General features: G+C 60.3%; 10 protein-coding genes. 7 read left to right on the top strand and 3 right to left on the bottom strand.

Annotated elements, in window-relative coordinates:
• Positions 1-94: 94 nt before the first annotated feature.
• From AC3DEZ_RS06170 to AC3DEZ_RS06155, 4 genes are all read left to right on the top strand, one after another.
• Positions 95-1,939 carry a diguanylate cyclase domain-containing protein gene (locus tag AC3DEZ_RS06170; protein ID WP_488387435.1) on the top strand — a complete coding sequence of 615 codons (1,845 nt, stop codon included), beginning with the start codon at positions 95-97 and terminating at the stop codon, positions 1,937-1,939.
• 867 nt (positions 1,940-2,806) lie between these two features.
• Entirely contained in the window at positions 2,807-4,759 is a 1,953-nt protein-coding gene (locus AC3DEZ_RS06165) for an RHS repeat domain-containing protein (RefSeq protein WP_488387434.1), read from the top strand.
• 2 nt (positions 4,760-4,761) lie between these two features.
• Complete coding sequence (locus AC3DEZ_RS06160) at positions 4,762-5,040, top strand: hypothetical protein (protein WP_488387433.1); 279 nt, start codon at positions 4,762-4,764, stop codon at positions 5,038-5,040.
• Between the two features lie 151 nt (positions 5,041-5,191).
• A complete protein-coding gene (locus tag AC3DEZ_RS06155; RefSeq protein ID WP_488387432.1) occupies positions 5,192-5,545 on the top strand; it encodes a DUF5076 domain-containing protein in 354 nt (117 codons plus the stop codon).
• 127 nt (positions 5,546-5,672) lie between these two features.
• Here AC3DEZ_RS06155 and AC3DEZ_RS06150 read toward each other — a convergent pair whose 3' ends face one another.
• The 3 genes from AC3DEZ_RS06150 to AC3DEZ_RS06140 form a co-directional block, all read right to left on the bottom strand.
• On the bottom strand, positions 5,673-5,831 hold the full coding sequence (locus AC3DEZ_RS06150; RefSeq protein ID WP_488387571.1) for a helix-turn-helix transcriptional regulator: 159 nt from the start codon (positions 5,829-5,831) through the stop codon (positions 5,673-5,675).
• A gap of 233 nt (positions 5,832-6,064) precedes the next feature.
• Positions 6,065-7,252, bottom strand: coding sequence for a serine hydrolase domain-containing protein (locus AC3DEZ_RS06145; protein WP_488387431.1), 1,188 nt, complete (start codon positions 7,250-7,252; stop codon positions 6,065-6,067).
• A gap of 338 nt (positions 7,253-7,590) precedes the next feature.
• Positions 7,591-8,772 (bottom strand): serine hydrolase domain-containing protein, encoded by a 1,182-nt coding sequence (locus tag AC3DEZ_RS06140; RefSeq protein ID WP_488387430.1) that lies wholly within the window; start codon positions 8,770-8,772, stop codon positions 7,591-7,593.
• A 687-nt stretch (positions 8,773-9,459) separates the two neighbouring features.
• Here AC3DEZ_RS06140 and AC3DEZ_RS06135 point away from each other — a divergent pair.
• From AC3DEZ_RS06135 to AC3DEZ_RS06125, 3 genes are all read left to right on the top strand, one after another.
• Positions 9,460-10,575 (top strand): nucleoid-associated protein, encoded by a 1,116-nt coding sequence (locus tag AC3DEZ_RS06135; protein WP_488387429.1) that lies wholly within the window; start codon positions 9,460-9,462, stop codon positions 10,573-10,575.
• Position 10,576: 1 nt separating this feature from the next.
• Positions 10,577-11,521: a GTP pyrophosphokinase gene (locus tag AC3DEZ_RS06130; RefSeq protein WP_488387428.1), complete on the top strand. Its 945-nt coding sequence runs from the start codon at positions 10,577-10,579 to the stop codon at positions 11,519-11,521.
• Between the two features lie 128 nt (positions 11,522-11,649).
• Positions 11,650-12,315 (top strand): hypothetical protein, encoded by a 666-nt coding sequence (locus AC3DEZ_RS06125; RefSeq protein ID WP_488387427.1) that lies wholly within the window; start codon positions 11,650-11,652, stop codon positions 12,313-12,315.
• Positions 12,316-12,323: the final 8 nt, after the last annotated feature.

Raw genomic sequence — 12,323 nt, 5'->3', positions numbered from 1 at the left:
ATTTCGATGACGGGAGGAAGGCCAGCCTTGTCGTGACTGGCCGGCCGCGTGGATGGGTGGCGCTATGGGCGCTGGAAGGCAAAACGGCGGATGGATGGATCGGGCCGCGCTCGCGGTCCTGGTGGGAGGTACCGCCTGGCTTTCGCTGAAGTTGGGCAAGGGCGCCGATGAACTGGCCGCCGTCTGGATCTCGAGCGGCATCCTCACCGGCTGGCTGCTGGCGCGGGAAACACGTGTCTGGCCCGTGTATGTCGGCATGGGCATCGTGGCGGATCTGGCCGGGCAATGGTTGGCCGGTGTGCCGGTGAGGCAGGCGGGGTTTCTCGTGGCCTGCCATCTGATCGAGGTGCTGGCCGTGGCCTGGCCGGTGCGCCGGGTGGTGCCCAACGTCGGTGACCCCCAGCGATGGCTCACGCTTGGAGGCGTCGCTACCGCCAGCACCCTGGCGGGATGCGCGTTGTCTGGCGTGCTCGCGGCCTGGATGGCCGGACCGGCTGGTGGAGCCGGTTTTGCGCAGGCATTCCTGGGCTGGTACGCCGCGCATGTCGTCGGCATGGTGATTTTCGCCACTGCGACGCTGGTGATCCACGTGGAAGGACTGAGCGCGGTGGCGCCGCGCGGCAAGGGGCGCAGCTTCAGCATCAGCATGGCGCTCATCGTGGCGGTCGGCCTGCTGGTGTTCAGTGCGCCTTACCCGATCCTGTTCCTCACGTATCCGCCTTTGCTGCTGGCGGCGTTCAAGCATCGGTTCCCCGGCGTCGCGGTCGGCGTGATCCTGCTGGCCGTGGTCGGTGGCGTATTCACCGCGTCGGGACACGGACCGCTATGGGTGCTGGAGGATCTCGAGGACGCCGGGCGCATCGCGTTGCTGCAGTTGTATCTCGCCGGTGGCTGCCTGATCACCATTCCCGTGGTATTGGGCATGGCCGAGCGGGACAAGCTGACCTCGAAAGTACGCGAAAGCGAACATCGCTACCGGTTGCTCGCCGATCATTCCGGCGACCTGGTGGTAAGGCTGCGGCCGGATGGCGAGCGCGTCTATGTCTCGCCGGCGGCGGAGGAGATCCTGGGCTGGAAGCCATCGGAAATGCTCGGCCAGCGTTGGAGTCTGGTGCATCAGGACGACCAGCCGCGCCAGCGTGCGGCGATGGCGGAAGTGTTGGCTTCGGGGACGCCGCAGACGCTCAGATACCGCGTCCGCCATCGCGAGGGTCACTACCTCTGGATGGAAGTGGTGATGCGGCTCATCCCGAAGGAGAACGACCCGGCCGCGAACGATCTGATCCTGTCGGGCCGAGACATCAGCAAGCGGGTGGCCGCCGAAGAGGCGCTGGAAGCCAGTCAGCGCGAGCTGGAACGACTCAGCCGGGTCGACGCGCTCACCGGCGTGCCCAATCGACGGCAACTGGAAGAGCGGCTGTCGCTCGCGCTTCTGCGCATCGCCCGCAGCGGCGAGGCGATCGCGCTGATGTACCTGGACATCGATCACTTCAAGCAGATCAACGACACGCATGGGCACGCGGTGGGAGATCGCGTCATCCGCGAGTTCGCGCGCCGCCTGGTCGCCAGCGTCCGGGCCACCGATCTGGTGGTGCGGCTCGGGGGCGACGAGTTCGTGATCCTGCTCGAACAAATCGACGATCCGGACATGGCCAGGGTCGTCGCCAGGAAAATCCTGGCCGGCATGCGCGAGCCGGTGGACCTCGAGGACATGGCGTTGCGGATCACCACCAGTATCGGCGTCGCCTTCGCGCGCGAAGTGGAAGCGCAGGACGATCTGCTCGTCGCCGCCGACGACGCGTTGTATGAAGCCAAGGAGGGCGGCCGCAACCAGTATCGCCTGAGTGTGCTCGGCGAGACGGCATCCGGTACGGCCCCCCGGGGGGGCGGCGAAATGGCCGGCTATCGCCCAGGGAGAAATCAGAACTTAGAATCTTGACAGTTGATGGCTGAAGGCAGTGCTGAATAGGTACCCAGGTCACGTCACTATGTAGTGGAAACCCTTTCCGGACCCTACGGTAACGGAGAGTGCTACGGTCCAGGTATGAAGCTCAAGACCCAACGCCGAGTCGCTTTGGGCGCCCTCATCACTGTGGCGCTGTTCGCCATTGCGCATGGTATTTACTGGTGCATGGAGCCAGAGGCACAGGACGCGGCTACAGACGTCCCGCCAATTGCGGGAAGCGGCTAGAGGCTAGTGCCTCACGCCCCATTCACGAGGGATGATGCCCTCGCATGCTAGCCGGAACATGGCGTGGTGGTAGATGAGCGTCTTGTCGTCGGGACAGGCCCCACTACTAGTGGACTCCAAGCCCTCTCAATGCGCTGCCAGAGCGCTTCCCCAGTCAGACCGTCATCCTTGATGAGTGGAATCTCGGCCAGGAAATCCTGCCATGTTTGTGGGGCGCAGATGGTCATTGGGTGGTCCGTGCCGGCATCAACAGATGGCCAATTCGACATTACTACCCAATGAAACCGCGTCTATCAGGGATGACGGTTGGTGACAATCGCCTTGTTGTTGAGCGGAGTTGACGCGAGTATGGATGGAACGGTATTGATAGCCGGCATTTGATTTTCGCTTCAGGGGACGCGGCGCGCCGTCGCGCATTCAGGGAATTCGACCGGCCACGGTTGAAAGGGAAGAGGGAATGAGAGGCTCCATCAGGACACTGCTCCTGGCGACATCCGTTGCCGCACTGCCTGCCTTCGCGCAGGTCACCATTCCGCAGGAATACGAGAAGACCGTCCAGGCCAAACAGGTCATTGGAACCTTACCTATAACGCCAACCAGGAACTGTGTCGTTCGGTGGAACCGGAGACCGGGGCCACGCTGACGGGCTATGACGGGGCGGGGAACCTGAGCTGGAGCGCGGCGGGGCTGCCGGCGGCCACTGCCTGCGAAGCCGACGGCACCAGTGCGGCGGTGCTGGCCCGCAAGGCGGCACGGACCTATGACGCCCGCAACCGGGTCAAGACGCTGGTGTTCCCGGACGGACGGGGCAACACCACCAATACCTACACGCCCGACGGCCAACTGGCCAGCACGGCGGTGGACAACGACGGCACCAACGTGGTGACCACCAGCTACGACTACAACCGCCGCCGCCTGCCCACCAGCGAACAGATGCAGTGGGGCAGCATCAACTGGCCCATCAGCTACACGTACACGCCGTTGGGCCATCTGGCGTCGCATATCTATCCGAACGGGCAGACCGTGGCCTTTGCGCCCAATGCCCTGGGCCAGCCGACCCAGGCCGGACCGTATGCCACCGGGGTGCAGTACTACCCCAACGGGGGGATGAAGCAATTCACCTACGGCAACGGCATCGTCCACACGATGACCCAGAACGCCCGCCAGTTGCCGGCGCGCAGCACCGACAGCCATGGGGTGCTGGACCTGGGCTATGTCTACGACAAACATGCCAACGTCACCGGCATCACCGACTACACGACCGGCGCCCGCCAGAGCCGCGCCATGATTTACAACGGGCTGGACCAGTTGCTTCAGACCACCGGCGCCAGCTTCGGCGTGGCCAACTACGGCTACAACGTGCTGGACAACCTGACTTCGATGAAGGTCACAGGGGGGAGCCACGTCCGCGACCACACCTACCACTACGACGCCAGCAACCGGTTGACCAGCGTGACCAACTCGGCGAGCGGGGCCACGGTGGTGGGCCTGGGTTACGACGTGCAGGGCAACCTGGCCAACAAGAATGGACAGGTGTTCAATTTCGACTTCGGCAACCGGCTGCGCGGCGTGAACGGCGTGGCCAGCTATGTCTATGACGGTCATGGCCGTCGGGTGCGAGACTACACCACGGCCAGCAAGTACAGCCCGTACAGCCAGAGCGGGCAACTGGTGTTCGACAACGACGGCCGGGCCGGCAAGTCCAGCCAGTACGTGTACCTGGGCGGCAGCCTGGTGGCGATACGGGAGGCGGCTGGCAGCGTGGCGACGGTGAAGTACCAGCACACCGACGCCCTGGGCACGCCCATCGCGGTGACGGATGCGGCCAAGGCCATCGTTCAGAAGAGCGAGTACGAACCCTACGGACAATTGGTCAACCGGCCGCTGACCGATGGACCGGGCTTCACCGGGCACGTGCAGGATGCGGCCACCGGGTTGACCTACATGCAGCAGCGCTATTACGACCCCCTAACCGGGCGATTCCTGTCGGTGGACCCGGTGACGGCGTACTCAATGCCGGGGGCGAACTTCAATCGCTACTGGTATGCGAACAACAATCCATACTCTTTCACGGACCCTGATGGTAGAAAAGTCACCTGTGATGGGGCTACTTGTCGAATACAAAGCCAGAACCTCATAGAGTTCATTGCGGTAGACATGCCGGCATATGCCCGTATCGTGCTGGGAAGTACGGCGATTGATATCGCTGCTCAGCAAATAGATGCCTCAATCAAGATTGCAATTGTTCTTTCTGAGGCGACGGGGGGTGAGAAAGAAGGCGGAACAAGAGAACTTGGAGAATTGGAGCCAATTCATGCCTCTGATCACCCGCAGAACAATCCGGAAATAGGGAAGCTTTCTGATCGAGAGCTTGGCGAAGCAATCAACAACCCCACAAATGGAGAGAAGATAAAGGTTCGCGGCAACAGGGTTCTGGATGGAAATACTAGGATAAATGAGGCCAAAGCGCGTGGTTGGTCTGATAAAACCCCTATCCCCGTCCAAGAGGAAGATCCTCTGCCTGATAACATTGATGAAGATCCACTTGGGCCATATAGGGACCTATAAGGATGGAAAAATCGCAAGAAAATCAGATCAAACATGATGCGTTGCACTACATGCTACAAATGGCATTGATTGAGATTCGCGCCTCAGACTCTTTGGCTGCTGCAAGGAAATTTGCAGATGTTTTTCATAACTTACCGATGCGCTTGCTTAAGTGCTCCTCTGGCGAGGACTACGATGCCGAGTTAAAGACGCTGCTAGAAAGAGCAAGGCGATGGGAGTTGGATGGGTATTTGCAAGGCTTGTGGGAGACTGCAGTCAGAACTGTTACTCCGAGTTCGTGAATTTTTAGCAGTGAAGGGCGTGGTGTTCATCATTTTATTAGCCGCATTTCTTTGTGGCTTGGGTTGTTGCATGGCCTCAGGCGTATAGGACTGTCCCACGATGAAATAACCTCCGCAGGAAACGAAGCTTTTTTTTGGCAATTTGGTCTGGATGCGTGACATTGATTCCCCCCCCTGCGTCGCCTTAATGGCTAACATGAACAAAAGACCGATACCAGAAGCTGCATTGGAAGACCCAAACTCCGTGGAAATGCTGAGTGTGTGGATCGCCCAGAGAAATCTCCATTGCTCCCTAAAGGTTGGAATGTACAAAGCAATGGGAGTGAACGAAGAGGCCGCTTGGGGCCGAATATTGGCGGATGCCGCCCGGCATATTTCAAATGCATTCGCTGAGACTGAAGGTGTGGAACGCCAATCCACGCTCGACAAGATTGAAGCTTCTTTTATCAAGGAACTGAGTTCGCCAACGTCTGAAGCATCGGGAAAGTTCGTCAAGAAGAACTAGGAGCGACGGGAGCATGCTCGACCAAAACGGTTTGGCCTTGGCCATGTTTTGGTCGAGCTAGATCCTTCAGTTGTTGGGGCTCGGAAAGAGACTCCTTTACGATCAAGAGGTTGCTTTTTGCTGAGCCTCAGCGGAGTGTTCTGTCTCGAGCCTTGAGTGCAATCCAATCGTCGACCTCTGTTGTCAGCCAACGGCTGTTCCTTCCAACTTTGATAGGTGGCGGGAATTTGCCTTCCTTAAGCCAGGCGTAGATCGCGGATCTGCTTACCCCGAGACGCTCGGCAATCGAGGTGATGTTTTCGAGGGGGGTAGGGAGTTCGGCTTATCCATTGAGGCTGGGTCATGGCAGCACGACCGTTGTGCTGTGGCCAGTCTGCGACCCGTGTTGGATGCTCGTAAGTGGGGTTGAGGGGTGTTTCGTTTCTTCCCCAGATTTGTTGAGCTTCACCCCCCAAACGAGCCGCATGCCGGTTGGAGGCGTGGAGGTGTCCCCATGAAAGAGGCCAAGGTCTGCTGACGCTACCGGGATGGGCTCTGACCAGCGAGCTTCTCTTGGACGGCAATTCTCTCGACCAGCGTATTGATCGCCGTTTCCATGGCGCGCGCAGTGTGGTCGCCGCTCTGGTTGGTGATGACGAATATGCCGAGGTCGTACTTTGGGATGATGTAGATGTAGCACTGCGAGCGGGGCACGCCACCATGATGAGCGTAGTAAACGCCCTTCGATCGGTCGCCACTGATGATGTTCCAGAAATAGCCGATGCTGAACTCGGAATCGAATTTGACGAGGGTTCGATGCGATTCCGCCACGATGGGCCCACCGGCCAACTGGAACTTGAGGTACTTCATCATTTCCGGGACCGTCGCCTTTACGTTTCCGGATGCGCCCCAAGGCAATTGCGGCATTGGCGTGGTCGGTTCCGGGTTGTCGCTGTGGTAGCCAACCGCAAGCCGGGTCGCCTCGGTATCGCCCAGCCTGATTCTGAGGCCGGTCATCGCCACGGAATCGCGAAAGAATCCGCGTAGCAGCGACTCGTAGTCGCTCTTGTAAGCCGTCTCCAGAATATGCGCCGTCAGTTCGGTTCCTGTACTGGAGTAGGCATAGTCCTTCCCGGGCGCCTGGCGAATCTCGACAGCGTGCAGGTCCCTAAAGAAATCGGCTTGGCCGTAGCGCGCGTAGATGGCATTGAGTTCGCCGGGCGTGCGCTGGTCGGTGAAGTCCGCGAGCACCGTGTTCGCGCGCTCCGGCAACATGTTCGGCAGGCCGCTCGTATGCGACAGCAGGTGACGGATGCGAATGGGAGCGCCTCGGTACTCCAGGTTCGGATAGTCCCCCTGCAGATACATCCGGACGTCATCGTCCAGGCTCACCTTGCGCTCCAGGACGGCACTCGCCATCAGGGTCCCCGCCAGGGTCTTGCTCAGCGAACCGATTTCGTAGAGGGTCTCATCGGTCGGAGGGTTTGACTTCCCGGTTTCCATGTCGCCGCGATGACGGATGAATTCCGTGCCCCGATACATGACGCCGATCGAGGTCGAGTGGAGTAGTGGCTGCTCGATCAGCGTTGCGGCGACCTCATCGATGTCGGCCCCCAGATCTTTCGCTGGAACGTGTTGGTCCGTGCAGCCCGCGGCCAAGAGCGCGGTGGACAATATGACAGGATTAAGCCACCACCGGTTTCGAAACATCATCGAAATCGCTTGCATGCGTCAGGGTTTGGAGGGGGAATGTGAAAGGGTTCTCAAGATAGCCGATTGCCGGGGCACGTACCTGCCTCTGTTCTCGCGGTTGAACTAGGTCGAGGGCAACCCTCACGAGTGTGGAAGTTGGACTGGGGTCCAAATCCCACTAGTAGGGTGGGACCGGGGCGCACGCCACACAAGGAGTGGGACCCGCCTTGAAGCCGAGCCTGTCGCGCCATCCCTCGGAGCCTTCCTTTAGTGGGATTGGGTCCAGTCCCACGTAAAGTAGATAGGTGGGGCGGGGAACGATTCCCTTGCCGGTGCACCACTACGTCCGCGGTACGGCGTGCCGCACGGCTTGGTCAATGTGTGGCGGGTGGGCCGTAGAGCCGCAGCAGTTCCATCGCAGCCTCGCGGGAGGCCGTGCTTGCGGTTTCACTTCCCGCGTTCGTCAGGACCGCGACCGCGATGTCCCGCTCCGGCAGCAGGATCACGCGGGAAAAGAACGTGTCCGTGGAACCCGTGTTCCAGTGCGCCGCCGTGCCATCGAGCTCACGCAGGAACCACCCCATCGCATACTCACCGGGACCGGCATGCAGGCGCTGTATGGAAGAGGCCTTGAGCAGCCCGTCACGACCGGCGAGCCCTGCAAGATGGAGCTGCAGGAACTTCGCGTAATCGGCGAGTGACAGCGAGTAATCGCCGGCCGGCTCGAAGATGGCGCCCAGCGCCCAGCCGTCCCCAGGGGCCTGCGGCTCGACAGCATTCTGGTAGGTCGCCATGCCGAAGAATGCAGACTTCGGTTTATGCCCCCATGGTTGGGCGCTGTCGCCGCGCGCGGGCAAGCCGCGCACCAGGTGGATGCCCAAAGGCCGGGCCAGCCTGCTTTCGACCAGCGACTCCCACGCCTCTCCGGCGGCGGCTTCAGCCATGGCGGCGGCAATGGGATACCCGGCGTTCGAGTACTCCGGCCGCGTTCCCGGCATGACGTGTGGCCGCTGCTGCAGGAGCCAGACACTGAACGCGCGACGCTGGTCGCGCGGAGAGCCGGAGCCTGCCCGGGCCTCCGCTCCTCTTATCTCTGCGGTCGAATCGTACGGCGGCGTGCCTGCCTGGTGCCGCAGCAGTTGCTCGAGGGTGACGTCCCGATAGCCAGAATGGAGGGTCTCTGCGAGTTCCGGGAATACGTCGACGGGCCGTGTCGTCCACGAAAGCTTTCCTTCCTCGACCAGTCGGGCGACTACCGTCGCGGTGAGCGCCTTCCCCATGGAACCCAGATGGAAGCGGTCGGCCCGTTCGACCGCTTCCGGTTTTCCTTGCCGCCGCAGGCCGGTCACGGCCAGGTCGAGCGTCGCATTCGAGCTCACGACGACGGCCGCGAGCGCGGGCAGTCCGTGCTGCTCGCGCAGCCGGATCAGCAGCGCTTCCGCACGGCGCTCCTGGCTTCCGGGTGCCTCGGCAACCGGGTGAGCGGGCGCGTTGATTTCGGGGAGCACCGCGGCAGCGATGGCCAGCAGGGCGAATGCGAAGGCAAGGTTTTTCAAGCGTCCCCTTCGATGGCGTGGATTGGGCTGGCGGGCTAGATTCTATCTGCGCCCGGGGAGTGGACCACCCGAAGATTCGTGGGGTTGTTCGGCCTGACGTTGGTGGCCGCCTCGACGTCGGGACGGGTGCGTCCCGGAGACCAACGTTCCTGCCATCCATGACGGTTCAGCGGCTTTGATGGCATGTAGTCTGCGAATGTCTATTGCTGGCCGAAGCCGGTCCCTTTGACGTGGTGTAGGGCCTGATGCGTGATGATCACCAGTGAAGCGACCAGCACCAGCGGGGCGCCGAGCCTCACCGGCACGATGTCCAGATCCTTCCAGTGCCCGAGTGGCATTCGGCAAGCAAATTACGAACGGGCACCAAACGGGCACCAAAGCCATATCTTGGACAAAGAAAAAGGGCCTGCATTTCTGCAAGCCCTTGAAAATATGGTGGCCGGGGAGGGAATCGAACCCCCGACACAGGGATTTTCAATCACATAGTCGAACTGATGGAATTATGAGTAAAAACAATCACCTAGGTGCTACGCGAAGTAAATTTTACGATTGTCCAAAGGTGCTCAAGTTATTGATTTGACTGGACGCCAAGCCCGTTTTTTAGCGAGCGATCTGCTCCGTAGTTCGATATAGTTCGCTAGGGGATGCCAATGAAGGCGTCGGGCCTTGGGCCCTGGGGGAGAGGAAATGGCAGCAGTAGCAGAGGCCGTTGTCGTCGAAGCGGGCATTGGCGCGTTCGACTCATCGAACATTGTTGTCGAGCGCGTGATCGTCCATAGGATTCACAACAGAGCGCCCGACAAGACTATCCCGGACCCAATTTGTAGCGCCGCTTTGGCCGTCCTTCCTCAACTTGGAAAAGAGGCCCTCGAAAAGCGAATCGTATCTGCGTTGGGAAGCCGGTCGCACGGCGTTGAGATGTCCATCGAGTCAGTTGATGACCGAGACTTTTTTCAGGCCGCAGCTCATGGCATCCACCTGGCCGATAGCGAGTTCGTGCAGGTCACGCACGAACTTGCTCGCCTTCTGACCCGCGCTCAGGGCACTGCGAGTAGCGCTCCGCCAGGCATGCTCGCCGTTGTGACGGGACGTGTTGGGAATCCTCAGAAGCGCTTCATCACGGTGATCAAGGCCGATTTGCAAGACGGGTTCGGCACTGGAGATGACCCAGCGAATCTGGCAGTGACATATTTGCAGAATCTTGTACTCACGCCGACTCAGCGGTTCTACAAGGTTGGACTGCTGTTGGAACTGACTCCAGGCGTCATCCAGTCGCGAGGTGAATACGATCCAAGCAATTATCGGGCATTCCTCTTCGATCACCTGATTACGGCGACAGAGACAAGGTCCGCAGCCGCGTACTTCTACCAGCAGTTCTTGGGCATGGACATCCAGAAGTCCTCGAAGAAGTTGACCAAAGATTTCTTCGATTTTACGAAGGGGTTCATTGGCTCAGCTTCGTTGAGTGAAGAGCAGCGATTCGATGCAAAGGATGCTCTTCGCGTTGAGCTTAAGAGCGCCAGCACGATCATTAGCGCTTCGGATTTTGCGGAATCCTACCTGCCTTCGACTGTGCAGGGTGACTACATCAGGTATATGGAGCAGAAGGGGTTTCCTCGAAATGCAGTGCTGAAAGACACGAAGTACGTCGCTGCGCAGCTCAGAAGGCCAAGAAGGCTGAAATTCGTGCAGGGTATTCAGCTCACAATACCGCCCGATGTGCCCGCCTCCACCTTGTCCATTGACTCAGACGGACAAGACACCGTAGTGCGTATCTTAGGTGGTTATCGCGAGGAGGACTGATGTGGATATCGGCGCCTTTATCGAGCAGCATCGTTCAATGCTTAGTGCTTGGGGTGCATTTGTCGTAGGCAGAATTGGACCTGTCGCAAAGCCGCTCTTGAAGGTGGACGCGGCATTTCGTGTCAAGGACGTTACCTCAGCAAGGGTCAAGCAGATTCGGAAAGGCTACGCAGATCCGACTGCTCAGATGACAGATCTTGTGGGTGCACGATTTGTCGTCCTGACAGAGGACGACCTCACGCCCGTTCGCAACTTCATTGAAGGTTGCGGTGATTGGGTCGCTCGCAAGAGCAGGGATCCAATTTTCGAGCGGCTCGACGAGCCGACTGCTTTTGGCTATCAGTCATATCACTACGAGCTACGCCCTGCCGCGGATTTGGCCATCGACGGGACTGTTATTCAGAGTTCCATCTGTTGCGAAGTGCAAGTGCGCACGCTTCTGCAGCACGCTTACGCGGAGCTAACTCATGATTCCATGTACAAGCCCATCCAGGCCGTCCCGTCGCACGCTGAGCGACTGGTCGCGCGGAGCATGGCACTCATGGAGACGACGGACGAGCTGCTATGTAGGGCATTGGCCGCTGTGAAGGAGGCTAATGCACCTGCCGCCGGTCTCGCTGCTGCGGCTGTGGCGTCCGTCGGAGCCGAGCTCACCGCTGAAAGTAGGCTGCTGTTTGACATTCTTGCCCAAGAATTCAGGAGCGAAATTTCGGCTGACGCCGGGTTGCAGCTCGCCACCTTCGTCGACAAAAAGCCATTTGTGCTTGAACGAATCCGATCGCGCGCTGAGCGCGGCATCTTTCAGTTTCCGGCCGTCTCGCTGACCGCCTACTGGTTGGTGTCCCTGCTAGAGACGCCGATCCGCTCGCGCTGGCCTTTGGCCGGCAGTTTTGACGAGTTGGACACCATGTTTACCGATCTAGGTATTGGGATGGCGGTGGCGTAATCAGCGAGCCGCGGTAACCTGGCGCGGGAGACGGTTGTAGACCCGCTCGAACGTTTTGCGGTCAGCACCAGATCGAGGAACAGAGGGACAGCATCCTGGACGGGCTCGCGATCAGCGGATTCTCGCCCATGAACGATCGCGAAAAGCTGGCAGATGGCATGAAGCAATTGCGCGAGGCGATTGCGGGCGGCGACGCGGCCTCGGCTGCCGCCTTGTCGCAGTCTGTGCTAGGGCTCGGTCGCAACCTCTACGCATCAGGCGCCGACTACAACGATCTGTATGGGCAGGTGACCGAATTGATCGGCGGTATGGGTATCCCCAATCTCACGATGGACGACGGAACGACGATGGGCGATCTCGCGGACATCCTGCTGGGGCTCCCGAAGAACATTGCCTCGGCCCTGTTCGCCGATGCCTCTGGGGCGCTGCCACGGCCTCTGCCGCCGGCAACTCCGCCCACGACCCCGGCGGGTGGCAGCGGTCAGGTCCACGGCGGCACCGGTGGTACGAGCGATGGAAGTGAAGTCCTGACCCAGATTCGCGACGTGCTCTATCGGATTGCCGATGGCAGCGGCCGTGCCGGCGTGGATCGTGTGGTGGATCGCCTGTCGAAGTTGAACGGCCTGACATGGCCCGTCGCATCCTCCTGCTGGAAGTCGCCCCAAGCAGCCTCCCGGCCACGACGCCCGCGGCTCCCGCGTATGGCTCGTGGGTGCCGTCGACCTGGCAATCACCGCCGCCGCCGGTCCCGCTCGGATTGGCGGCATCCCCGCAGATCGGCGGGATTCGCCTGACGTGGCTG

The organism is Pseudoxanthomonas sp. 134C1 (assembly GCF_057773065.1).
This window is presented reverse-complemented; position numbering and strand designations above follow the sequence as displayed.